The organism is Streptomyces sp. HP-A2021, assembly GCF_022807935.1.
In the GTDB taxonomy this organism is placed as follows: Bacteria; Actinomycetota; Actinomycetes; order Streptomycetales; family Streptomycetaceae; genus Streptomyces; species Streptomyces afghaniensis.
In genome coordinates this window covers 8,032,391-8,054,165 of sequence record NZ_CP094344.1, presented here as the reverse complement: position 1 = coordinate 8,054,165, position 21,775 = coordinate 8,032,391, and the positions used below count along the sequence as shown (strand labels likewise).

21 protein-coding genes and 1 riboswitch are annotated in these 21,775 nt (G+C 72.1%); of the genes, 6 read left to right on the top strand and 15 right to left on the bottom strand.

Features of this window, described 5'->3' with window-relative positions:
- Positions 1 to 129: 129 nt before the first annotated feature.
- The 9 genes from MQE23_RS36450 to MQE23_RS36410 form a co-directional block, all read right to left on the bottom strand.
- Positions 130 to 1,206, bottom strand: coding sequence for a hemolysin family protein (locus MQE23_RS36450; RefSeq protein WP_243381345.1), 1,077 nt, complete (start codon positions 1,204 to 1,206; stop codon positions 130 to 132).
- Positions 1,203 to 2,534, bottom strand: a complete 1,332-nt coding sequence (locus tag MQE23_RS36445; protein ID WP_020275459.1) for a hemolysin family protein — start codon at positions 2,532 to 2,534, stop codon at positions 1,203 to 1,205. The genes MQE23_RS36450 and MQE23_RS36445 overlap by 4 nt, the downstream gene beginning before the upstream one ends.
- A 238-nt stretch (positions 2,535 to 2,772) precedes the next feature.
- Complete coding sequence (locus MQE23_RS36440) at positions 2,773 to 3,228, bottom strand: PH domain-containing protein (RefSeq protein ID WP_020273517.1); 456 nt, start codon at positions 3,226 to 3,228, stop codon at positions 2,773 to 2,775.
- Positions 3,229 to 3,241: 13 nt separating this feature from the next.
- A complete protein-coding gene (hisG, locus tag MQE23_RS36435) occupies positions 3,242 to 4,090 on the bottom strand; it encodes an ATP phosphoribosyltransferase (RefSeq protein WP_020273518.1) in 849 nt (282 codons plus the stop codon).
- Between the two features lie 46 nt (positions 4,091 to 4,136).
- Positions 4,137 to 4,409, bottom strand: a complete 273-nt coding sequence (locus MQE23_RS36430) for a phosphoribosyl-ATP diphosphatase (RefSeq protein ID WP_003988914.1) — start codon at positions 4,407 to 4,409, stop codon at positions 4,137 to 4,139.
- Between the two features lie 34 nt (positions 4,410 to 4,443).
- Entirely contained in the window at positions 4,444 to 4,929 is a 486-nt protein-coding gene (gene ribH, locus MQE23_RS36425) for a 6,7-dimethyl-8-ribityllumazine synthase (RefSeq protein ID WP_010046367.1), read from the bottom strand.
- Positions 4,930 to 4,949: 20 nt separating this feature from the next.
- Positions 4,950 to 6,239, bottom strand: coding sequence for a bifunctional 3,4-dihydroxy-2-butanone-4-phosphate synthase/GTP cyclohydrolase II (locus MQE23_RS36420; protein ID WP_243381344.1), 1,290 nt, complete (start codon positions 6,237 to 6,239; stop codon positions 4,950 to 4,952).
- Entirely contained in the window at positions 6,236 to 6,880 is a 645-nt protein-coding gene (locus tag MQE23_RS36415; protein WP_020273520.1) for a nicotinamide mononucleotide transporter family protein, read from the bottom strand. The genes MQE23_RS36420 and MQE23_RS36415 overlap by 4 nt, the downstream gene beginning before the upstream one ends.
- Entirely contained in the window at positions 6,877 to 7,485 is a 609-nt protein-coding gene (locus MQE23_RS36410) for a riboflavin synthase (RefSeq protein WP_020273521.1), read from the bottom strand. Before MQE23_RS36410 ends, MQE23_RS36415 begins: the two co-directional genes overlap by 4 nt.
- A gap of 144 nt (positions 7,486 to 7,629) precedes the next feature.
- Positions 7,630 to 7,760: riboswitch (FMN riboswitch) on the bottom strand.
- Between the two features lie 301 nt (positions 7,761 to 8,061).
- Here MQE23_RS36410 and MQE23_RS36405 point away from each other — a divergent pair.
- Both MQE23_RS36405 and MQE23_RS36400 read left to right on the top strand, forming a co-directional pair.
- Positions 8,062 to 8,949 (top strand): RNA polymerase sigma-70 factor, encoded by an 888-nt coding sequence (locus MQE23_RS36405; protein WP_020273522.1) that lies wholly within the window; start codon positions 8,062 to 8,064, stop codon positions 8,947 to 8,949.
- Positions 8,950 to 9,612: 663 nt separating this feature from the next.
- Entirely contained in the window at positions 9,613 to 10,389 is a 777-nt protein-coding gene (locus MQE23_RS36400; RefSeq protein WP_020273523.1) for an NAD(P)H-binding protein, read from the top strand.
- A 13-nt stretch (positions 10,390 to 10,402) separates the two neighbouring features.
- Here MQE23_RS36400 and MQE23_RS36395 read toward each other — a convergent pair whose 3' ends face one another.
- Positions 10,403 to 11,776, bottom strand: a complete 1,374-nt coding sequence (locus MQE23_RS36395) for an ROK family transcriptional regulator (protein WP_243381343.1) — start codon at positions 11,774 to 11,776, stop codon at positions 10,403 to 10,405.
- A 159-nt stretch (positions 11,777 to 11,935) separates the two neighbouring features.
- On the opposite strand from MQE23_RS36395, the gene MQE23_RS36390 reads away from it, so the two are divergent.
- The gene (locus MQE23_RS36390; RefSeq protein WP_020273525.1) at positions 11,936 to 13,141 is read left to right on the top strand and encodes an MFS transporter; all 1,206 of its coding nucleotides are present in this window, start codon (positions 11,936 to 11,938) and stop codon (positions 13,139 to 13,141) included.
- Positions 13,142 to 13,243: 102 nt separating this feature from the next.
- Positions 13,244 to 14,623, top strand: a complete 1,380-nt coding sequence (locus MQE23_RS36385) for a solute carrier family 23 protein (RefSeq protein ID WP_037670056.1) — start codon at positions 13,244 to 13,246, stop codon at positions 14,621 to 14,623.
- On the opposite strand, the gene MQE23_RS36380 is transcribed toward MQE23_RS36385, so the two are convergent.
- Positions 14,602 to 15,735 carry a glycoside hydrolase family 6 protein gene (locus tag MQE23_RS36380; RefSeq protein ID WP_243382875.1) on the bottom strand — a complete coding sequence of 378 codons (1,134 nt, stop codon included), beginning with the start codon at positions 15,733 to 15,735 and terminating at the stop codon, positions 14,602 to 14,604. The genes MQE23_RS36385 and MQE23_RS36380 overlap by 22 nt on opposite strands.
- 175 nt (positions 15,736 to 15,910) lie before the next feature.
- Between MQE23_RS36380 and MQE23_RS36375 the strand changes: the two genes are divergently transcribed.
- A complete protein-coding gene (locus MQE23_RS36375) occupies positions 15,911 to 16,624 on the top strand; it encodes a DUF5995 family protein (RefSeq protein ID WP_243381342.1) in 714 nt (237 codons plus the stop codon).
- A gap of 11 nt (positions 16,625 to 16,635) precedes the next feature.
- Here MQE23_RS36375 and MQE23_RS36370 read toward each other — a convergent pair whose 3' ends face one another.
- Both MQE23_RS36370 and MQE23_RS36365 read right to left on the bottom strand, forming a co-directional pair.
- Positions 16,636 to 18,333, bottom strand: a complete 1,698-nt coding sequence (locus MQE23_RS36370) for an NAD(P)/FAD-dependent oxidoreductase (protein ID WP_243381341.1) — start codon at positions 18,331 to 18,333, stop codon at positions 16,636 to 16,638.
- Positions 18,334 to 18,381: 48 nt separating this feature from the next.
- Positions 18,382 to 19,170, bottom strand: a complete 789-nt coding sequence (locus MQE23_RS36365) for a carbon-nitrogen hydrolase family protein (protein WP_020273530.1) — start codon at positions 19,168 to 19,170, stop codon at positions 18,382 to 18,384.
- Between the two features lie 299 nt (positions 19,171 to 19,469).
- On the opposite strand from MQE23_RS36365, the gene MQE23_RS36360 reads away from it, so the two are divergent.
- A complete protein-coding gene (locus tag MQE23_RS36360; RefSeq protein WP_020273531.1) occupies positions 19,470 to 20,012 on the top strand; it encodes a hypothetical protein in 543 nt (180 codons plus the stop codon).
- On the opposite strand, the gene MQE23_RS36355 is transcribed toward MQE23_RS36360, so the two are convergent.
- Together MQE23_RS36355 and MQE23_RS36350 are read right to left on the bottom strand one after the other, a co-directional pair.
- Entirely contained in the window at positions 19,981 to 21,177 is a 1,197-nt protein-coding gene (locus tag MQE23_RS36355) for an MFS transporter (protein ID WP_243381340.1), read from the bottom strand. The two genes, MQE23_RS36360 and MQE23_RS36355, sit on opposite strands and share 32 nt — an antisense overlap.
- Positions 21,178 to 21,313: 136 nt before the next feature.
- A complete protein-coding gene (locus MQE23_RS36350; protein WP_010046396.1) occupies positions 21,314 to 21,766 on the bottom strand; it encodes an Lrp/AsnC family transcriptional regulator in 453 nt (150 codons plus the stop codon).
- Positions 21,767 to 21,775 lie beyond the last annotated feature (9 nt).

Sequence of the window (21,775 nt, the reverse complement as noted above, 5' to 3'; positions counted from 1 at the left end):
CAGGGGCCGGGCCGGGTGGGTCCGCAGCCCGGCGGAGCGGGGTGCCGCTGCGCCCACCCGTGCCGCCCTGGGGGTACCTCCCAGGCCCTTAAGGCACTGGGGGAGGCACGATTGCCCGCAGCTAGGCCACTACGTCGCCAGTACCTCCTCGCCCGACCTCGGCTCGGTCAGCCTCACCTCGCGCACCTCCCGGTGCGCGGGATCCCGCACCTCCCCCACCAACAGCTCCAGCACATCCTCCAGCGCGACCAGCCCGAGCACCTTGCCGGACCCGTCGGCCACCTGGGCCAGATGCGTCGCCGCCCGCCGCATCACCGTCAGCGCGTCGTCCAACGGCAGCTCGGACCGCAGCGTCGTCATGGACCGCCACAACTGCTGCGGCACGGCCCGGTCCGAGTGCTCCACGTCGAGCACGTCCTTGACGTGCAGGTAGCCCATGAACGCACCGTTGTCCGCGACGACCGGGAACCGGGAGTACCCGGTGCGGGCGGTGAGCTCGACGATGCGGCCGGGGGTGACCGACGGGCTGACCGTCACCAGTGACTCGCGCTTGAGCAGGACGTCCGTCACCGGGCGGGAGCCCAGCTCCAGGGCGTCCTCCAGGCTTTCGGCCTCCTCGGGGTCGAGCAGGCCCGCCTGGCCGGCGTCCTCCACGAGCCGGTTGAGCTGCTCACTGGTGAAGACGGCCTCGACCTCGTCCTTGGGTTCGACGTGGAAGAGCCGCAGGATGCCCTGGGAGACGGCGCCGAGCGCGGCGGTGATCGGCTTGCAGAAGCGGGCGAACCAGACCAGGCCGGGGCTGAGCCACAGCGCGGCCTTCTCGGGGGCCGCCATCGCCAGGTTCTTCGGGACCATCTCGCCGATGACGAGGTGGAAGAAGACCACGGCGGCGAGGGCGATGACGTAGGTCAGCGGGTGGATCATGCCGTGCGGCAGGTGGATCCACTCGAAGACCGGCTCCAGGAGGTGCGCGACGGTCGGTTCGGCGACCGCTCCGAGGGTGAGGGAGCAGATCGTGATGCCGAACTGGGCCGCCGCCATCATCTGCGGCAGCCGCTCCAGGCCGTAGAGGACCTGCCGGGAGCGGGCGGTGCCGAGGGGTTCGATCTGGCTGCGGCGTACGGAGACGAGCGCGAACTCGGCGCCGACGAAGAAGCCGTTGAGCAGCACCAGGAGTGCGGCGAAGGTCAGTTGCAGCACGCTCATCGGGCGGCCTCCATCACGGCGACAGGGGCCGTTCTGACCAGGCGGACCCGCTCGGCGCGGTAGTGGCCGACCTGGCGTACCGACAGCCGCCAGCCGGGCAGTTCCGCCTTGTCGCCGACGGCCGGGATACGGCCCAGCAGGTCGGCGATCAGACCCGCGACGGTCTCGTACGGGCCCTCGGGTACCTCGAGGCCTATGCGCTGGAGGATGTCGACCCGGCAGCTGCCGTCGACGTCCCAGGCGGGCCTGCCGTCCTCGGGCGGCGCTGAGGCCAGCTCGGGCAGGTCGTGTCCGTCGTGCTCGTCGCGGACCTCGCCGACGATCTCCTCGACGATGTCCTCCAGCGTGACGACACCGGCCGTGCCGCCGTACTCGTCGACGACGACCGCGATGGGCTGCTCGCTGCGCAGGCGGGCGAGCAGCGGCCGTACGGGCAGGGTCTCGGGGACGAGCAGCGCCGGGCGGGCGATGCGGCCGACGGGGGTGCGCAGCCGGTCCCGGACGGGCACGGCGAGGGCGTCCTTGAGGTGGACCATGCCGACGACCTCGTCGATCCGCTCCCGGTAGACGGGGAAGCGGGACAGGCCGGTGGCGCGGGTCAGGTTGACCACGTCCTCGGCGGTGGCCGAGGACTGGAGGGCGCTGACCTTCACGCGCGGCGTCATCACGTGCTGCGCGGTCAGCTCGCCCAGCGACAGGGTCCGCACGAAGAGATCGGCCGTGTCCTGTTCCAGGGCGCCGGCCCGGGCCGAGTGGCGGGCGAGGGAGACGAGCTCGCCGGGGGTGCGGGCGGAGGCCAGCTCCTCGGCGGGCTCGATGCCCAGGGCGCGCACGAGCCGGTTCGCGACGGCGTTGAGGCCGGCGATGACCGGCCGGAACAGCCGTGCGAAGACGTGCTGCGGGCCCGCGACGAAGCGCGCGACCTGGAGCGGCCTGGAGACCGCCCAGTTCTTGGGCAGGAGCTCGCCGATCACCATCTGCACGGCGGAGGCCAGCAGCATGCCGACGACGACCGTGACACCGGAGACGGCCCCCTCGGGGACGCCGATCGAGGTGAACGGGCCGTGCAGCAGCTCGGCCAGCGCCGGTTCGGCGAGCATGCCGACGACGAGGGAGGTGATGGTGATGCCCAGCTGAGTGCCGGAGAGCTGGAAGGACAGCTCCTTGAGCGACTCGACGACGCGGTGGGCGCGTCGGTCGCCCTCGGCGGCGGCCTTCTCGGCTTCCGCCCGCTCGACCGTCACGAGTCCGAACTCGGCCGCCACGAAGAAACCGTTGGCGAGAATCAGCAGGAACGCGGCTGCCAGTAGCAGCAGGGGGATGGTCATGATGCCGCCGCCTCCGCACGGTCGCGGACAGGGTCCGCGCTATGTCGGCAGGGGGCGGCGCAGGTACTGCAGGACGATCCGTCCATCGCCGGAGGGGGTCACTCCTCGGTTAGCAGGAGCCCCTGGCGCACCGGGCGGGGCAACAGGGGCAAAGGCGCATCCGTTCGCGCCTCCGCCACCAGATTAATCAAGACACGGCCCGGTGCGGCAGTGGCGGCCGCCCTGTGGGTGCCCCGAGTCAGCCCTGAGGCCGCTCGGGGTCCGCGACGGAACGGGCCTCGGCGAGCGCCCGCAGGGCACGGGCGTCGGCGATCGCACGCTGTCGGGCGATGCCCGGCTGGATGCCCAGCGCGGGCAGGCTGGTGCCGTCGCTGAGGTTGAGGAACACCCACGGGTCGCCGGGCCGGAGGGTCACCTGAAGGATCTCGGCCCATTCCAGCCGGCGCTTGTTCGTGAGGTTCACCACAGTGACGCCGGATTCGTCGGCGACGACCTTGGGCCGCGCCAGCAGAAGCAGCACCGCGTCCAGCAGGAGCGCCGTGACGATGAAGCTGAGGCGCTCGGCGGGGCTGAGCTGCTTCAGCAGCATCGCGACGGCCGTGATCACCACGAGGATCGCGACGGCGGCCGTGAGCAGCACCGCGCGGGTGCTGCCCGGCCGGAAGGTGACGGGCAGGGTGGGCAGGTCGGACATCGGTGCGCGCCCCTCAGAGACGGCAGGCGTGGATGGCCGTGGTCAGGATGGCCCGGGCGCCGATGTCGTACAGGTCGTCCATGATCCGCTGCGCCTCCTTGGCCGGGACCATGGCGCGGACGGCGACCCAGCCCTCGTTGTGCAGCGGGGACACGGTCGGCGACTCCAGACCGGGAGTGAGGGCGACGGCCTTCTCCAACTGCTCGACACGGCAGTCGTAGTCCATCATCACGTACGTCCGGGCGACCAGGACGCCCTGGAGGCGGCGCAGGAACTGCTGCACCTTGGGGTCGTCACCGTCCGCCCCGGTGCGGCGGATCACGACGGCCTCGGACTGCATGATCGGCTCGCCGACGACCTCCAGGCCCGCGTTGCGCAGCGAGGTGCCGGTCTCGACGACGTCCGCGATGACCTGGGCGACGCCGAGCTGGATGGCGGTCTCGACGGCGCCGTCGAGGTGGACGACGGAGGCGTCGATGCCGTGCTCGGCGAGGTGGGCCGCGACGATGCCCTCGTAGGAGGTGGCGACGGTCTTGCCCGCGAGGTCCGCCAGGCCGCTGATGGTGCCGGGCTTGCCGGCGTAGCGGAACGTGGAGCGGGCGAAGCCGAGGGCGAGGATCTCCTCCGCGTCGGCGCCGGAGTCGATGAGCAGGTCCCGGCCGGTGAGGCCGATGTCCAGCTGGCCGGAGGCGACGTAGATGGCGATGTCGCGGGGGCGGAGGTAGAAGAACTCGACCTCGTTCGTCGGGTCGACGATCCGCAGTTCCTTGGACTCCCGGCGCTGCTGGTAGCCGGCCTCATGCAGCATCTCCGCCGCAGGGCCTGACAGGGAACCCTTGTTGGGGACGGCGATGCGCAGCATGAGGTCGGCTTCCTTTGCGTGGGTGTCGTGCGGGAACGGGTGCGGCTTACAGGTGGGCGTAGACGTCGTCGAGGGAGATGCCGCGGGCGACCATCATCACCTGGACGTGGTACAGCAGCTGCGAGATCTCCTCGGCGGCCGCCTCCTTGCCCTCGTACTCGGCGGCCATCCAGACCTCGGCGGCCTCTTCGACGACCTTCTTGCCGATGGCATGGACGCCCTTCTCGACCAGTTCTGCGGTGCGGGAAGTGGCGGGGTCGCCCTGGGCGGCCTTGTGCTGGAGCTCGGTGAAGAGCTCCTCGAACGTCTTCTTGGACATGGTGACGCTCAGCCTATGCCACAGGTGCCCTTCGTCAGCGCCAGGGTTCGGATACTGAGCGGAGGGTGGCCGCGGTCGCCACCGCCGCCGTCACCGCCTCGTGTCCCTTGTCCTCGTTCGAGCCCTCCAGGCCGGCGCGGTCCAGGGCCTGCTCCTCCGTGTCGCAGGTCAGCACGCCGAAGCCGACGGGGACGCCGGTGTCGACGGAGACCTGGGTGAGGCCCTGGGTCACGCCCTGGCACACGTACTCGAAGTGGGGGGTGCCGCCGCGGATGACGACGCCGAGGGCGACGATCGCGTCGTAGCCGCGGCCCGCGAGGACCTTGGCGACGACCGGGAGCTCCCAGCTGCCGGGGACCCTGAGGAGGGTCGGCTCGTCGATGCCGAGGTCGTGCAGGGCGCGCAGGGCGCCGTCGACCAGACCGTCCATCACCTTCTCGTGCCACTGTGCCGCGATGACGGCGACCCTGAGGTCACCCACATTGCGTACGGACAGCTCCGGTGCACCCTTGCCGCTCACGTCTCTCCCTTTGTGCTCTCTTACTGGTTGCCGCAGGCCGGCACGGTGGTCGTGTCCAGCCAGGGCAGGTCGTGGCCCATCCGGTCCCGCTTGGTGCGCAGGTAGCGGAGGTTGTGCTCGCCGGCGCTCACGGGCATCGGCACGCGCGTCTTCACCACGATGCCGTGGCGGGTGAGCGCGTCTGTCTTGTCGGGGTTGTTGGTCAGCAGGCGGACGCTCCGCACGCCGAGATCGGCGAGGATCTGTGCTCCGGCGGCGTAGTCGCGGGCGTCGGCGGGCAGGCCGAGTTCGAGGTTGGCGTCGAGGGTGTCACGGCCGCGCTCCTGGAGTTCGTAGGCGCGCAGCTTGGACATCAGGCCGATGCCGCGGCCCTCGTGTCCGCGCAGGTAGACCACGACTCCCCGGCCCTCGGCCTGGATGCGGGCCAGCGAGGCGTCCAGCTGGGGGCCGCAGTCGCAGCGGGCGGAGCCGAAGACGTCGCCGGTGAGGCATTCGGAGTGGACCCGGACCAGGACGTCCTGGCCGTCGCCGATCTCGCCGTGCACCAGGGCGACGTGCTCGACGCCGTCGACGGTGGAGCGGTAGCCGTAGGCCGTGAAGGTGCCGTGGGCGGTGGGCAGTTGAGTCCTGGCCTCGCGGCGGACGGTGGGTTCGCTGCCGCGTCGGTAGGCGATCAGGTCCTCGATGGAGATGATCGTCAGGCCGTGCTTGCGGGCGAAGGGGATCAGCTCGGGCAGGCGCAGCATCGTGCCGTCCTCGCCGGCGATCTCGACGATCGCGCCGGCCGGGCGCAGACCCGCGAGGCGGGCGAGGTCGACGGCGGCCTCGGTGTGGCCGTTGCGCGTCAGGACACCGCCGGGCCGGGCGCGCAGCGGGAAGATGTGGCCGGGGCGGACGAAGTCGTCGGGCTGGGCGGTGCCGTCGGCGAGCAGTTGGAGGGTGGTGGCGCGGTCGGCGGCCGAGATGCCCGTGCCCACGCCGTGCGCGGCCGAGGCGTCGACGGAGACCGTGAACGCGGTCTTCATCGACTCGGTGTTGTCCTCGACCATCTGCGGCAGGCGCAGCCGGTCGAGTTCGTCGCCCTCCATGGGGGCGCAGATCAGACCGCGGCACTCGCTCATCATGAAGGCGACGATCTCGGGGGTCGCCTTCTCGGCGGCGATGACGAGGTCGCCCTCGTTCTCCCGGTCCTCGTCGTCGACGACCACGACCGGGCGGCCGGCCGCGATGTCGGCGATGGCCTGCTCGACCGGGTCGAGTGCGAAGTCCTCGAAGCCGTCGGTGCCGTACAGGATCGGTGCCGTGCTCATGCCGGCGCTCCTTCCAGGGCGGGCTGCGCTGCCGCGCGGGAGCGCAGCCACCAGTCGCGCAGGCCCCACAGGACGAGCGCGCCGTAGATGACGTAGACGAAGCCGGAGAAGGCGAAGCCGTTGGCGAAGTTCAGCGGGACGCCTACCAGGTCGACCAGCAGCCAGGCGAACCAGAACTCGACCATGCCGCGCGCCTGGGCGTACATGGCGACGATCGTGCCGACGAAGATGTACGCGTCCGGCCAGGGGTCCCAGGACAGGGTCGGGAAGGCCGTGAACAGGCCGCCGACCGCGAGGGTGCCGAGGGCGGCGGCGCCGGCCAGCACCCCGCGCTCGCGCCAGGTGGCGAACCGTACGGCGATGGAGCCGTCCTGGGCCTGCTGCCGACCGCGGTTCCACTGCCAGAAGCCGTAGGTGGCGACGAGCATCACGACGACCTGTTTGCCGGCGCTGCCGGAGAGGTGGGCGGTGGCGAAGGCTGCGAAGAGGATCAGGCCGGAGACGAACTGGGCGGGCCAGGTCCATATGGAGCGGCGCCAGCCCAGGGCGAGGGCGACCAGACCGATCACGTTGCCGATCATGTCCGACCACTTGATGTGCTGGCCGAAGAGCGAGAATGCCTCGGAGTTGAGCCAGTTCACTTGGCCGCCCCCTGCGCACGGTCGCCCAGCATCCGCTCGACGTACTTGGCGATGACGTCCACCTCGAGGTTGACCGGGTCGCCGGGCTGCTTGTGGCCGAGCGTGGTCAGGTCGAGGGTGGTGGGGATGAGGCTGACGGTGAAGTAGTCGGGGCCGGCGTCGACGACGGTGAGGCTGATGCCGTCGACGGTGATGGAGCCCTTCTCGACGACGTACCGGGTGAGGTCCGCGGGGAGGGAGATCTTCACGATCTCCCAGTTCTCGGACGGCTTGCGCTCCAGGATCTCGCCGGTGCCGTCCACATGCCCCTGCACGATGTGCCCGCCGAGGCGTTCGCCGACGGCCATGGGGCGTTCGAGGTTGACGCGGGAGCCGGCCTTGAGCGCGCCGAGGCTGGAGCGGTTGAGGGTCTCGGCCATCACGTCGGCGGTGAACTCGTCGCCCTCGTGGTCGACGACCGTGAGGCAGACGCCGTTGACAGCGATGGAGTCGCCGTGTTTCGCGCCCTGGGTGACGACGGGGCCTCGCAGGCGGAAGCGACAGGCGTCGTCGAGGGTCTCGACGGCGGTGACCTCGCCCAGCTCTTCGACGATTCCGGTGAACACTTCCCGGGTCCTCCTGCCTCTTCGGGCACGGACTCCGGGGCTGTCGATGACGACAGATCTACGAGCGAGGACACCGGGAACGACGCCGGACGGAGTCCGCCCGGAGGACGGACTTCTTGGGCGGCGCGCACGTATGCCCGCTCGCCGCGCACTGCCTCCCATCCGGACTTTAACCGTCGGTCCAGGAATTTCACCTGGTCAACCGGTCGCTGGAGGCGACCGGGTCGCGGACTGTAACCGCCGGTTCGGACTTTCACCGACCCCGGAGTGCGCTGCTACTGATACAAGGCCAGTGTGCCACGCCTGATCGATGTCCAGACGGGCGGGCGGTGTGGGGTGCCTCACAGAACGTGTCGCCACCCTTCCCGTGTGCGACAGGACGATGCAACTCCCGTGCGCACGTCCGCCCTTGCCCGATGAGGCTCGGGTTGGTACACACCTATTGACGCTGTGGTCTAGTCCTTTCTAGGGTCGTGCGCATGATGCGCAGACCGGCCCGGCGGCGGTGACGACGGCCCTTGCCCGCCGTCGGGCCTTCCCACGCCGTACGGACGGTGTTCTGGCAGGGTGAGGCGTATGACCACCACGCTCGCCGACGAGTTCGAGACCCACCGGCCCCGGCTGTTCTCGCTCGCCTACCGGATGCTGGGCTCGGCCGAGGAGGCGGAGGACGCGGTCCAGGACGCCTATCTGCGCTTCAGCGGCGCGGACCGTACGGGGATCGAGCATCCGGCGGCCTGGCTCGCGAAGGTCGTCACCAATCTCTGCCTGAACCGGCTGACCTCCGCCCGCGCCCGCCGCGAGCAGTACGTCGGCACCTGGCTGCCCGAGCCGGTGGTGACCGCGGACGGCGCGCTCGGCCCGCTGGAGTCGGCCGAGCAGCGGGACGCCGTGTCGATGGCGATGCTGGTGCTGCTGGAGCGGCTCACGCCGACCGAGCGGGCGGTGTACGTGCTGCGGGAGGCGTTCGGGTACGGGCACCGGGAGATCGCCGGGGTGCTGGATCTGAGCGAGGGCAACTGCCGCCAGCTGTACCGGCGGGCCGTGCAGCGGGTGGGCGAACCGCAGGCCCGGTTCGAGCCCGCGTCCGAGCAGCAGGAGGAACTGGTCACGTCGTTCATCACGGCTGCCCGCGAGGGCGACCTGGCCGGGCTGGAGAAGCTGCTCGCGGCCGACGCGACCTGGTGGAGCGACGGGGGCGGCAAGGTCATCGCGGCCCGGTGGCCGATCGAGGGCGGGTCGAGGATCGCCCAGTTCCTGGCGGGCGGGGGCCCGAAGTTCTCGGTGGGCCTGGAGTTCACCGTCACCGAGGTCAACGGTGCGACGGGGCTTGCCAGCTGGGCGGGCGACACGCTCGTCGGCCTGGCGGCGCTCGAGGTGCGCGACGGGCTGGTCGTGGGCGTGCGGGCCGTGGTCAACCCGGAGAAGCTGGCCTTCGCGCGGCGTCAGCTCAGCCGGGCGTAGGGCGCCGGGGCGGGGGTGTGCGATCCCCGGCGGGAGCGGGGCGCCGGGCGCGGGTCGTCGGGCGCGGGTCGCCGGGCACAGGACGCCGGTCATGCCGGGCACCAGGCGCGGATCGAAGGGCGCGGTCGCGGGGCGTCGCGCGGGTCGCGGATCGTCAGCGCGGGACGCCAGTCGCGCCGAGCACGAAGCGCGAAGCCAGGCGCCGTCGCGGAACGCCACGCGGGCCGCAGATCGTCGCACGGGGCACGGAACGCCGGCGTGGATCGCGGAACGTCAGCGGAGGACGCCAGTCGCGCCGAGCACGAAGCGCGAACGCCAGGCGCCGTCGCGGAACGCCACGCAGGTCGCAGATCGTCGCACGGAGCGTCGGCGTGGATCGCGGATCGCCGGCGCGGGACGCGAGTCGCGCCGAGCACGAAGCGCGAACGCCAGGGCGGTCACGGAGCGCCACGCGGGCCGCCGTCGCACGGGGCACGGAACGCCGGCGCGGGACGCGGAACGTCGGCGTGGGAAAACGCCAGTCGCGCCGAGCACGGAGCGTGCGACGCCGGACGCGGTCTCGGGTCGCCGCGCGGGGATGTCACATCCGGCAGGGGCTGTCCGGTCTCAGTTGCAGAGGGCGCTCCGTTCGGGAGCGCCGGCGTTCCGAAGGGACTGAACAGCATGACCACGATCCTGGTGACCGGCGGCACCGGAACGCTCGGCCGGCTCGTCGCCGAGCGGCTGCGCGCGGACGGGCACGACGTGCGGGTACTCAGTCGGCACACCCAGCCGTACGCGGTCGACCTGCGGGAGGGCGGTGACGCGCTGGACGCGGCCGTCGCCGGTGTGGAGACGATCGTGCACTGCGCGTCGTCGCCGAAGGGCGACGAGCAGGCGGCGGCGAACCTGATCGGCGCGGCGCGCGGAGCCGGTGTGCGACACCTCGTCTACATCTCCATCGTGGGTGTCGATCGGGTGCCGTTCCGCTACTACAAGAGCAAGCTCGCGGTGGAGAGGCTGGTCGAGGAGTCGGGGCTCGGCTGGACCGTGCTGCGGGCGACGCAGTTCCACGACCTGCTCGTCATGATGCTCCAAGGGTTGTCGAAGCTGCCGGTGCTGTTCCTGCCGGCCGGTGTCCGGGACCAGCCGGTCGAGGTGGCCGAGGTCGCCGACCGGCTGGTCGAACTCGCGGCGGGGGCGCCGGCGGGGCGGGTCGAGGACATGGGCGGGCCGGAGGTGCGGACGCTCGAGTCCCTGGCCCGCACCTATCTGAAGGCGGCCGGGCGGCGCCGGGCGGTGGTGAACGTGCCGCTGTGGGGCGCGGCGTACCGGGGCTTCCGCAACGGTGGTCACCTGACGCCGCAGCGTGCGACCGGCACGGGCACGTTCGAGGAGTATCTGGCGCGGCGGTACGGGGGCGAGCAGGCGCGGGCGGGAAGTGGGCGGTCCAGGGCGTGAGCCCCGGCACGGCCTACCACCGCTGAACCGGCCGCTCCCCTGGCGCGAAGAGTTCCTCCTGGGCGCGGTCCCGGGCCGTGAGGAGGGCGCCGCGCAGGACCGCGCCGCCGCCGAGTGTGGTCGTCCGTACCTCCGTGGGCAGGGGGGTCATCCGGGCGATGCGGTCCTGCACACGGGCGGCGAGTTCGTCGCCGCCCGCTCGGCCGACCTCACCGCCGAGCACCACGCAACCGGGGTCCAGGATCGCGACGACCGAGGCGACGCCGACGGCGAGCCGGTCGGCGAGGGCATCGAGGAAACGGGCAGCGGGGAGGGCAATGGGGGACGCGGACGCCTCGCTCCCGCTCAGGGCGCGGGGCTCCTCGACCGCAGGCCGGGACTCCCCGCCCTCACGCGCAGAGCGAGGCACATCGGCCGCACTAGCGGGCCAGATCGCCCCGGCCCCCGTCCCCGCAGCCCGCACGTCCCGTACCTGGCGCACCGCCGACCGCACCACGCCGACCGCCGCTCGCACCACCCCCACCACCGACGGCCCCTGCCCCGGCCCCGCCGAAATCCCGCACCGTGCCGCGAGGTCCACGACCGCGCCCGCCGCCGCGAGGGAGTGGAAGCCGCCCTCGCAGTCCGTCGAGGACGGCAGCGCGGCGGTGCCCGGGACCGGGAGGAAGCCGATCTCGCCGGTGCCGCCGGAGGCACCGCGTCGCAGCGCGCCGTCGAGGACCACCGCCGCGCCCGTCCCGCGGCCGAGCCACAGCAGGACGAAGGTGTCCCGGTCCCGGGCCACCCCGTCACGCTGCTCTGCCAGCGCCGCCAGGTTGGTCTCGTTCTCCACGCTCACCCGGGCCTCGGGCAGCCGCTCCTCGAGGGCGGCGACGAGCCGGCGGTGCCACTCGGGCAGCCCGGAGGAGTCGCGGAGTTCGCCGCTGGCCGGGTCGATCAGGCCGGGCGCCCCGATCCCGACGGTGTGCAGCCGGTCGGCGCCGGCCTCCTTGACCACGCGCTCGACCAGCGCGACCGCCTGCTCCACGGCGGGGCCCGTCCCCATGTCACCGCCGATCGGCACCGACTCCTCGGCCAGCACCCGTCCCACCAGGTCCGCGACGGCCACGGCGACGCCCTCGGTGCGTACGTCCAGCGCGGCGAGGTGCGCCCGGTCCGCGACGATGCCGTACACCTTGGCGTTGGGCCCGCGCCGCTGCTCCCCCGCCTCGCCGACCACCGCGATCAGCCCGGCTGCGGTGAGGCGTTCGACGAGGTCGGCGACGGTCGGCCGGGACAGACCGGTCAGCTGCTTCAACTGCCCTGCCGTCAGCGGGCCCTCCTGCTGGAGCAGACGCAGGGCGAGCCGGTCGTTGATGGCCCGGGCGGTGCTCGGGGATGCGGGCATGCCGGGATCCTTCCAGATCTGTGGGGCCGCACGGCCGGGTGCTCCGGCCGACCGGTCATCCCCTTATCTATCAGGCAGGGTTCCTGATAGTTTACGCCCGCCAACACGCGCCGACGGGCGTGCACGCGGGGAAGACCAGGAGAGGACGGGGGCCGGAGAATGAGCAACGTGGTCTACGAACAGCGCGAGGTGAAGCGGTCGCGGTACGCCGTGGCCGCCGTCTTCGCCGTGCACGGCGCCGTGACCGGCTCGTTCGCCACGCGCGTGCCGTGGATCCAGGACCACGCGGACGTCAGCGCCGGTCAGTTGGGGATCGCGCTCGCCTTCCCCGCGCTCGGCGCGTCCGTCGCGATGCCGCTCGCCGGCAGCGTCAGCCACCGCTTCGGCGCCCGCAACGCGCTGCGCGGACTGATCGCCCTGTGGACGCTGTCGCTGGTGCTGCCGTCCCTCGCCCCGAACCTGCTCACGCTCTGCCTGGCCCTGTTCACCTACGGCGCCACGGCGGGCATGGCGGACGTGGCGATGAACGCGCTGGGCGTCGAGGTCGAGAACCGCCTCGGCCGGTCGATCATGTCGGGACTGCACGGCATGTGGAGCGCGGGCGCCCTGGTCGGATCGGCGGCCGGCACGCTCGCCGCGCACCTCGGTTCGGACGCCCGGTTGCACCACGTCCTGGCCGCCGCGGTCCTCACCGTCGTCGGCGTGCTGTCCTGCCAGTGGGTGCTCGACCTCCAGCCCGCCGAGGACGAGGAGCCGCCACCGCGGTTCGCGCTGCCGCCCCGGTCGGCGCTGCTCATCGGCGCCATCGGGTTCTGCGCGGTGTTCGCCGAGGGCGCGAGCCTGGACTGGTCGGCGGTCTATCTGCGCGAGCAGTTGGAGACCTCGGCCGGTCTCGCCGCGGCGTGCACGACGGGCTTCACACTCACCATGGCCATCGCCCGGATCGCCGGTGACAAGATCGTGGACCGCTTCGGTGCCGTGCGGACCGTGCGGGCGAGCGGGGTCTTCGCCGTCCTCGGCGGGCTGCTGATCGTGGTCGCGGAGCACCCGGCGGTGGCGATGAGCGGGTTCGCGCTGATGGGGCTGGGCATCGCCGTCGTCGTACCGCTGTGCTTCGCGGCGGCGGGCCGCAGCGGCTCCAACCCGAGCTTGGCCATCGCGGGCGTCGCGACCATCACGTACACCTCGGGGCTGATCGCGCCGAGCGCGATCGGCATGCTGGCGCAGGCGACCAGCCTGATGGTGTCGTTCGCTCTGGTGACGCTGCTGTCCTGCGGGCTGGTGGCGTTCGCGCGCGTGCTGCGCCCCGGCGACCGGGCGACGATCAGCCGGCCGGACGCGGCGGTCCCCGACGCGCGCCCCTGATCGGACGCCCGGCCGGCCCGGGCAACCCCGGTCACCAGCGCTTCCGACGCACCCCGACAATGGTCCGGACACTCGCCCGCACGACGAAAGCGAAACCGCACCATGGATCTCGGCGTCCGCTGGAAACTGCACGGCGACGGACGCACCCCGGCGCCCGGCGCGGTGGTCCGCCCCGACGAGCGGCTCTCCTGGCCCCGTACCGCCGGGCTCGGTGCCCAGCACGTGGTGGCCATGTTCGGGGCGTCCTTCGTGGCCCCGGTGCTGATGGGCCTGGACCCCAACCTCGCGATCATGATGTCGGGCGTCGCGACCGTCGTGTTCCTGCTCGCCACCCGCGGCCGCGTACCCAGCTACCTGGGCTGCTCGCTGTCCTTCGTCGGCGTGGCGGCGGTCATCCGCGCGCAGGGCGGCAGCAGCGCCACCGTCACCGGCGCGGTCCTCGTCGTCGGTGCCGCGCTGTTCCTGGTGGGGCTCGCCGTGCGGCGGTTCGGGGCGCGGATCATCCACGCCGCGATGCCGCCGATCGTCACCGGCGCGGTGGTGATGCTGATCGGCTTCAACCTGGCGCCGGTGACGGCCTCGACGTACTGGCCGCAGGACCAGTGGACGGCGCTGCTGGTGATGCTGTTCACCGGTCTCGCCGTGGTGTGTTTGCGCGGTTTCTGGTCCCGGATCGCGATCTTCCTCGGGCTGGTGTTCGGGTACGGCATCTCCTGGGTCTTCGACCTGGTCTTCGGCAAGATCCACTCGGTGGACGCCAGTGGCAAGCTGACCGACCACTGGCGGCTCGACCTCTCCGGCGTGGGTCAGGCCGACTGGATCGGGCTGCCGACCCTGCACGCCCCGTCGTTCGAGTGGTCGGCGATCCTGGTCGCCCTGCCGGTCGTCATCGCGCTGGTCGCGGAGAACGCCGGGCACGTCAAGGCGGTCGGCGAGATGACCGGAGATCCGCTGGACGACAAGCTGGGCACGGCGATCGCGGCCGACGGCGTCGGCTCGATGCTGTCCACCGCGGTCGGCGGCCCGCCCAACACCACGTACTCCGAGAACATCGGTGTGATGGCCGCGACCCGGGTCTACTCGACGGCCGCCTACTGGGCCGCCGCCGGCTTCGCCCTGCTCTTCGGCATCTGCCCGAAGTTCGGCGCGGTCGTGGCGGCGATCCCGGGCGGGGTGCTCGGCGGGATCACCGTCATCCTGTACGGCATGATCGGCCTGCTCGGCGCCCAGATCTGGATCAACGCCGAGGTGGACCTGCGCAATCCGCTGAACCTGGTCCCGGCCGCAGCGGGCATCATCATCGGCGTCGGCAATGTCTCCATGAAGATCACGGACACCTTCTCGCTGAGCGGCATCGCGCTCGGCACGCTCGTCGTCATCACCGGCTACCACGCGCTGCGGGCCTTCGCCCCGCCGCACCTGAAGACGCAGCAGCCGCTGCTGGACGAGGGCACCAGCTCCTACGACGAGGCCAAGTCATAGGCGTACGACGCCGTGAACGTCCCCGGCTTGCCCTTGCAGCCGTCCGACTCCCCCGGCAGCTTGACCCAGAGATAGGCGTCGATCCGGTCCTCGCCGGTGCTGAGGGTCGGTGTCCGGCCGAGCTTGCGGCCCGCCGGGTCGCACCACGCGCCGCCGGGCGGGGCGCCGTTGCCGTTGCGGCTGGTGTCGATGACGGCACCCAGGCCCGCCGGGCCGCCGAGCGCGTCGAGGACCCGCCGGTCGTAGGCCACCTCGTCGGCCGTGGTGTGGAAGTTGGAGACGTTGCTGAAGATCCCGTCGGAGGACTCGGGCGAGGCGGCCCCGGCCTGCCGCAGCCACGCCGCCTGTTTGCCGGGCGCGTTCCAGCCCGAGTGCCCCGCGTCGAAGTACACGCGGGCCCGGGGGTTGGCGGCCTTCAGTACGCGTCCGGCCCGGGCCAGCGAGGCGAAGCGGTCCGCGCGCTCACCGGCGGACAGGCACTCGGTCTGGGCGACGGAGTCCGGCTCCAGGACGACGATGACCTCTCCGGAGCCCAGCCCGTCGGCGAACCGGTCGATCCACGCGTCGTAGGCGTCCAGGTCGGGCGCCCCGCCCTGGGAGTACCCGCCGCAGTCCCGGCCGGGGATCGCGTACGGCACGAGGACGGGCACCCGGCCCAGCGCGGCAGCGCCCGATGTCACCGCGGCGACCCGGGCGGTGAGCGTGTCCGGGGCGTAGTCGGCGAACCAGACGGCGGCCGGCTGGTCGGCGATGCGGGAGGCGATGACCGCCCGGCGGGGATCGCCGGCGTTGGCGCGGACCCAGTCGAGCACCTGGGAGTCGGGGTGGCGGTAGAGCCGGGCGCTCACGGGAGTGGTTCGCTCCTGCTTCTTCCGGGTTCTGTGCGGCGACGGCGTGGGGCTCGGCGTCCCGGCCGCTGATGTGACGGGCGTGGGGGAAGCGGACTCGGTGGCCGGCGGGGACGCCGGTGGCAGGGCGGGCAGGGGCGCCATGCGGGGCGACGCGGAGACCTCGGGGCGCCGCGCCTGGTCCGAGCCGCGCCGGTCGTCGACCACGGACAGCACCCCGGCGGCCGAGCCGGCCGCGACCACGACGGAAGCCGCCACGACCATCGCGCCCCGCCGTACGGCACGCCTGCGCTCGGCCCTGCGGGCGGCCAGGCGCTGGGCACGTGAGCCTGTCACGGTGCCGGTCCCCCTCCCCCTGCGGCGGGCGGCGTTCCCCCGTTTCGGGGAAGCGCCGGGCCTGCCGGTACTCCCGCCAGCCTAGAGCTGGGACTCTGCCCGCATGCCGCGATGCGAACAAGTCCCCTCAGCCGTGGACACTCCGGTCGACGGAGTCATCTCCCGTATGCGCGCTCTCGACGCGACCCTGCACCCCCAGGACGGGGTTGCGGTCTTCAACCGCGTCTACCTCGCCGTCACGGAAGGGGTGGACCGGTACGTCGACACGGGTCGGTTCCCGGACCCGCACGCCGCGATCACGCTGGACGTACGGTTCGCGGAGCGGTACCTGGAGGCCGTCGAGGCGGCGGCCGGCGAGCGGCGCCCGCCGGCCTGCTGGCGGCCCCTGTTCCAGTTCCGCCGGCATCCCGGGGTACGGCCGTTGCAGTTCGCGCTGGCGGGTATCAACGCGCACATCGGGCACGATCTCGCACTGGCCGTCGTGGACACCTGCCGTACGCTCGACTGCGCTCCCGGCGAGCTGGAGGACGAGTTCGACACGGTGGGCGATCTCCTCGTCTCGCTGGAGGAGCGCATCCGCGAAGATCTGATGCCGGGCCCCGACCTCCTGCAGGTCGCCGACCCGCTGACCCATCTGCTCGGCTCGTGGAGCCTGGAGCGCGCCCGCGACGCCACGTGGACGGCGGCCCGGGCACTGTGGGCGCTGCGCGGATTCCCCGACGTGGCCGAGGAGTTCACCGAACGCCTGGACACGGCGGTGGGCTTCGCGGGGCGCATGCTGCTCACGCCCCTGCCGCAGCCCTCCTGCCTGCCCTAGGGCATGTCCGCCTAGTCCTCGGGCAGCGCGACCGGCGCGATGTCGTCGTAGACATCGCCGGGACCCGGGTTGGCCGGGTCGGTCGTGCCGCCGAAGTGGTGCATGACGCCCCAGACCGCGTTGAGGGCGGTCTGGACGGCGCCCTCGGCCCAGCCGGCCGTCCAGGAGATGTCGTCGCCGGCGAGGAAGATGCCGCGCTTGTCCTCGGGCAGCCGGTCCTGCATGAAGTGCGTGAACAGGCGCCGCTGGTAGCGGTAGTGGCCGGGCAGGTTGGCCTTGAACGCGCCCATGAAGTAGGGCTCGTTCTCCCAGGAGACGGTCACCGGGTTGCCGATGATGTGCTTGCGGATGTCGACCTTGGGATAGATCTCGCCGAGCGACTTCAGCATGACCTCCATCCGCTCGTTCGCGGACAGCGGCAGCCACTTCAGGCTGTCGTCGCACCAGGTGTAGGAGAGGCAGATGACGGCGGGCTGGTCGGGGCCGTTGTCGAGCAGGTAGGTCCCGCGCGTCATGCGGTCGGTGAGCGTCATCGACATGACGTCCCGCCCGGTCTCCTCGTCCTTGTCGAGCCAGAACGGCCGGTCGACCGGCACGAAGAGCTTGGAGCTCTCCATGTAGTGCGTGCGCTCGATGGCCGTCCAGTGGTCGATCGGGAAGAGCGAGTCGTCGCAGTCGATCTTCGACAGCAGCATCCAGGACTGGGCGGTGAAGATCGCCGCCGGGTAGGTGCGGATGTCGCCGTGCGCGTCGGTCACGGTGATGCGGTTCCCGGCGGTGCGGTGCAGGCGGGTGACGGCCGGGCGGGGGGCGCCGTTCTCGTGCAGTGTTGCGAGCGAGGTTCCGTAGGCCCAGTGGACGATCTTCTCCGGCTCGCGCTCCCAGAGGCGCAGCGGCAGTTGCTGGGAGCCGCCGACAATGCCGCGGTGGTGGTCGTCGGCCTCGGTGTAGACGACGCGGAGGATCTCCAGGATGGAGTTCGGGAAGTCGGTGTCCCAGCCGCCCGTGCCGAAGCCGACCTGGCCGAAGATCTCGCGGTGCCGGAAGGACTTGAACGCCTCGGAGTCGCAGAGGAAGCCGTAGAAGGTCTGGTTGTCGAGCTTCTCGACGAGCTTGGACCAGATCTCGCGGATGCGCGGGACGTCCCGCTCGCGCAGGGCCCGGTTCATGTCGGAGAAGTCGGCGCCCTCCTCCAGGCACCGGTTCCAGGCCTCGGCCACGTCCCGGTAGACCTGGGGCAGGTCGGCGATCGTCTCGGCGTAGTGCGACTCGCCCTTGAGGTCGACGACGGTCGACGGGGTCGTCTCCGCCAGGGGGTTGGGGAACGGCCGCGTCTCGAGGCCGACCAGGTCGATGTAGTGCTGGAGGGCGGTGGAGGACGGCGGGAAGCGCATCGCGCCCATCTCGGCGGTGAGGGAGTCGTCGCACCCCTCGAAGCCCACCGTCCGCAGCCGGCCGCCGATCTGATCGGCCTCGTACACGACCGGCTTGAGACCCATCTTCATCAGCTCGTACGCGGCGACGATGCCGGACAGGCCGCCGCCGATGACCGCGACCTCCGTGCCGTGCTCGGTCGCGGGTATCTGCCCGAGACCCGCCGGGTGGGCGAGGAAGTCGTCGTACGCGTACGGGAAGTCCGGGCCGAACATGGTGATCGGCGGCTGTTGCGCGTCTGCGTGCTCGACGGCGTTGGGCACGGTGGACGTCATGGGGTACGGACTCCTTGCACAGATACGAACAGGCGTGGAAACGGTGTGTCAGACGAGCGGCCCGTACAGGCCGGGGCGCCGGTCCCGCAGATACGGGTTGGCCTCGCGCGACGCGGCGAGGAACACGGGGTCGACGTCGGCGAGGACGAGCTCCTCGGCGCGCCCGGCCCGGGTCCGGGCGACCCCGTCGGGCCCGGCCAGCGTGGACAGGCCCACGAACTCGAACTCGCCCTCCCGGCCGGCCCGGTTGACGTACGCGACGTACATCTGGTTCTCGAAGGCACGCACCGGGATCATCGACTCGGCGACGAACTGGAACGGGTGCATCTGCGCGGTCGGGACGACCAGCAGGTCGGTGCCGGCGAGGGCGTGGGCGCGGACGTTCTCCGGGAACTCGACGTCGTAGCAGATCAGGATCCCGACGCGCAGACCGTCGAGCTCCGCCTGGACGACCGGCTGGTCCCCGGGCGTGAAGTGGTCGCGCTCGAAGCAGCCGAAGAGGTGGGTCTTGCGGTAGTTGGCGAGACGGGTGCCGTCGGCGGAGATCAGCTGGGCGGAGTTGAACACGGCGTCACCGGCCCGCTCGGGGTAGCCGTAGGCGATCGCCAGTCCGTGCCTGGTCGCGGTCTCGGCGATGGCGTCCGCGCAGTCGCCGTCGGCGGGCTCGGCGAGCCGGCCGATGTCGTCGCCGATCGCGTACCCGGTCAGGAACATCTCCGGCGCGACCAGCAGCCCGGCACCCGCGGCGGCGGCCCGGCCCGCGGCCTCGTCGAGGACCTTGAGGTTCTCGACGGTGGAGCCGGGTCGGCCGGAGCTCTGGAGCAGGGCGGTGCGCATGCGTGTTCCTCACCGGGGCGCGGGGGGTTTCGGGGGCCTGATAGACGGTACGGTCGGCGGCTCCGGCCGGACAAGGAGCAGCCGTTGCGCGTCCGTGAGCGGATCATTGCGTTCGCCGGCGGGTCGGCGGCGATTCGTTGCGGGCACTGACCGGTCCTTCCCTGGGCGTATCCCGCAACCGCCTTCCCCCGCCGGGCGGCGGAGGCCGGGTCCCGTCCCGGGTGCGATGTGGCGCGGGCGCGGCGACGGGACAGTGGTGAGCGTCCAGTCGACGTGCGTCACCTGCGGAAAGGACCGCCATGAACCGCCGTACGAGGACCGCCTTACTCGGCTCCGCGCTGCTGCTCACCGTCGCCGCCGCGGCCGGCTCCGCCGGAGCATCCGCCCCCGACGAAAGCGGGCGTGAGGCCGCCGCGCTCACCGGCAAGGCCAAGCTGTACCGCTCGGCCGGGGACGACATCACCTTCTCCTTCGACGCGCACCTGGCCGCGAAGGACAAGGCCGATCCGATGAAGGCCACCGGCACCTTCGAGTGGAGCCACTACCTGAACGGTGAGGGCGCCAGGGCGAAGGCGCGGGTCGACTGCCTGCTGACCGGCGGGAAGGTGGCCGTCGTCTCCGGTGTGATCACCGACTCCGACCTGCCGGGCGCCGAGGGCAAGCGGGTCGGCATCACCGTCCACGATGTCGGCCGGCACGACCGCCTCGGCTACAGCTGGGCGTCCACGGGCAGCCCCGTCGAAACGAAGGAGCTGCCCAAGTGCGTGGGCTCCGCCCCCTTCGAGAAGGTCAGGAAGGGGACGGGCGACTTCACGGTCGTGCCGTGGCGGCCCGCGCTCTAGCCAGCGCCAGCGCCGTCACCGCATACGGAATCGCCAGCACCGCGAAGACGGTGCTGTGCGCCAGGTCCGTGCCGAGCAGCGCGTACATGCCGAACGTGGCGACCGTCGCCAGCTCGGTGCCCAGGCTCGCGACGGAGGTGAGCGTGGCCCGGCGGGACTCGTCGATACGGTGCTGGAGGCGGACGTCGGCCAGCACCTCCGCCAGCTGGAACCCGGCGAAGGCGAGGCTCACGAGGGCGATACCGGCCAGTGAGCGGGACGCGGCGCCCACGGCCAGGGCGAGTGCGGCGCCCGCGAGCAGCGTGGCGAGACCGGCCGGGCCGAGGCGTTCGGCCGGTCCGGCCAGGAGGCTGCCGACGGTGACGCCCGCCCAGATCAGCATGATCAGGTAGGGCACCGTCGCTTCGGCGACGCCGATGTCCCGGACCAGCAGCGGGGTGTACTCGTCGAGCGCGCCCCACACCGCGGCCACGGCCGGGACCAGCAGCAGGGCGCCGCGCACCGCACGGTCCCCGCGGACCTGGGCGAGCCCGGTCCGCAGGGTCGTCGCCCAGCTGTCGCCTGCGGTGTCCGGCCGCACCCGGTGCTCGGGGAACCGGGTCGCGGTGAGGGCGGTCAGCACACAGGCCAGGAAGCTGGCGGCACCGACCGCCGCGTAGCCGCCCTGGGCGAAGACGGGCCCCGCGAGGCCGAGCGAGACCACGGTGCCCGCCAGCCGCGCGGCCCGTGCCCGGCCCATGACCCGTGCGTATCGGTCGGCAGCGCCGAGGTGGTCCAGTTCGTCGTACACCAGCGCCTCCAGCGCGCCGGAGCCGAGCGCCCCGCCCGCGCCCCACAGGACGAAGCCGGCCGCGAAGGCCCCGTACGACGGGACGGCCACCCACAGCGCGAAGCCGGCGGCGGTGAGCAATGGGCCGATCCACAGCAGCCTGCGGCGCGACACGGCGTCGGCCCAGGCGCCGGAAGGGACTTCCAGCACCACCGAGGTGATCGACCACAGAGCGAACAGGGAGGAGATCTGCCAGAGCGACATGCCGGTGTCGGCGAACAGCAGCGCGTACACCGGGTAGAGCAGGACGAAATCGTCGAGGAACGCGTAGCCGTACAGCGTGGTCGTCAGCCGCCGGACGCCGGTGGCGGGCACGCGTGCAGGTGAGAGTGTCATGAGGCCTTCCCGCAGGGACGGATCGGATGCCGGAGGTACGGCGTCCGAGGCGGCCCTCGGGAGGCGCGGCTGGTGGATCAATGTCGCCAGGTCATGACACCGATGCTAGGCGCGGACCGGCGGATCGTCCTGTGGATTACGTGGGCGAACCCGACGAGAAGCGCCGCAGCAGCGGCGACAGCACGAGTACGGACTTGGTCCGCTCGACGAACGGCTCCCCGGCGATCCGCTCCAGGACCCGTTCGAAGTGACGCATGTCGGAGGCGAAGACCTGGGCGATCGCGTCCGCGTCCCCGGTGACGGTGGACGCGGCCACGACCTCCTGGTAGCGCTCCAGGCCCCGCTGGATGGTCTCCGGGGAGGTGTTGCCCCGGCAGTAGATCTCGACGAACCCCTCGGTCTGCCAGCCGAGGGCGCCCGGGTCCACCCGGACGGTGAAGCCGGTGATGGCTCCGGTGGCCCGCAGCCGGTCCACGCGCCGTTTCACGGCGGGCGCGGACAGGCCGACGATGTGGCCGATGTCGGCGTAGGAGCGGCGGGCGTCCTCGGCGAGGGCGTGCACGATGCGTTCGTCGAGATCGTTCAGCACAGTGGGTCG

Excerpts from the sequence above, each read along its gene's own strand:
- MQE23_RS36375 (WP_243381342.1), top strand. The coding sequence starts at position 15,911 with ATGCCGCGATGCGAACAAGTCCCCTCAGCCGTGGACACTCCGGTCGAC.
- MQE23_RS36405 (WP_020273522.1), top strand. The coding sequence starts at position 8,062 with ATGACCACCACGCTCGCCGACGAGTTCGAGACCCACCGGCCCCGGCTG.
- MQE23_RS36430 (WP_003988914.1), bottom strand. The coding sequence starts at position 4,409 with ATGTCCAAGAAGACGTTCGAGGAGCTCTTCACCGAGCTCCAGCACAAG.
- MQE23_RS36380 (WP_243382875.1), bottom strand. The coding sequence starts at position 15,735 with ATGGTCGTGGCGGCTTCCGTCGTGGTCGCGGCCGGCTCGGCCGCCGGG.
- MQE23_RS36360 (WP_020273531.1), top strand. The coding sequence starts at position 19,470 with ATGAACCGCCGTACGAGGACCGCCTTACTCGGCTCCGCGCTGCTGCTC.
- MQE23_RS36365 (WP_020273530.1), bottom strand. The coding sequence starts at position 19,170 with ATGCGCACCGCCCTGCTCCAGAGCTCCGGCCGACCCGGCTCCACCGTC.
- MQE23_RS36355 (WP_243381340.1), bottom strand. The coding sequence starts at position 21,177 with ATGACACTCTCACCTGCACGCGTGCCCGCCACCGGCGTCCGGCGGCTG.
- MQE23_RS36445 (WP_020275459.1), bottom strand. The coding sequence starts at position 2,534 with ATGACCATCCCCCTGCTGCTACTGGCAGCCGCGTTCCTGCTGATTCTC.
- MQE23_RS36395 (WP_243381343.1), bottom strand. The coding sequence starts at position 11,776 with ATGCCCGCATCCCCGAGCACCGCCCGGGCCATCAACGACCGGCTCGCC.
- MQE23_RS36440 (WP_020273517.1), bottom strand. The coding sequence starts at position 3,228 with ATGTCCGACCTGCCCACCCTGCCCGTCACCTTCCGGCCGGGCAGCACC.
- MQE23_RS36400 (WP_020273523.1), top strand. The coding sequence starts at position 9,613 with ATGACCACGATCCTGGTGACCGGCGGCACCGGAACGCTCGGCCGGCTC.
- MQE23_RS36420 (WP_243381344.1), bottom strand. The coding sequence starts at position 6,239 with ATGAGCACGGCACCGATCCTGTACGGCACCGACGGCTTCGAGGACTTC.
- MQE23_RS36390 (WP_020273525.1), top strand. The coding sequence starts at position 11,936 with ATGAGCAACGTGGTCTACGAACAGCGCGAGGTGAAGCGGTCGCGGTAC.
- MQE23_RS36370 (WP_243381341.1), bottom strand. The coding sequence starts at position 18,333 with ATGACGTCCACCGTGCCCAACGCCGTCGAGCACGCAGACGCGCAACAG.
- MQE23_RS36450 (WP_243381345.1), bottom strand. The coding sequence starts at position 1,206 with ATGAGCGTGCTGCAACTGACCTTCGCCGCACTCCTGGTGCTGCTCAAC.
- MQE23_RS36385 (WP_037670056.1), top strand. The coding sequence starts at position 13,244 with ATGGATCTCGGCGTCCGCTGGAAACTGCACGGCGACGGACGCACCCCG.
- hisG (WP_020273518.1), bottom strand. The coding sequence starts at position 4,090 with ATGCTGCGCATCGCCGTCCCCAACAAGGGTTCCCTGTCAGGCCCTGCG.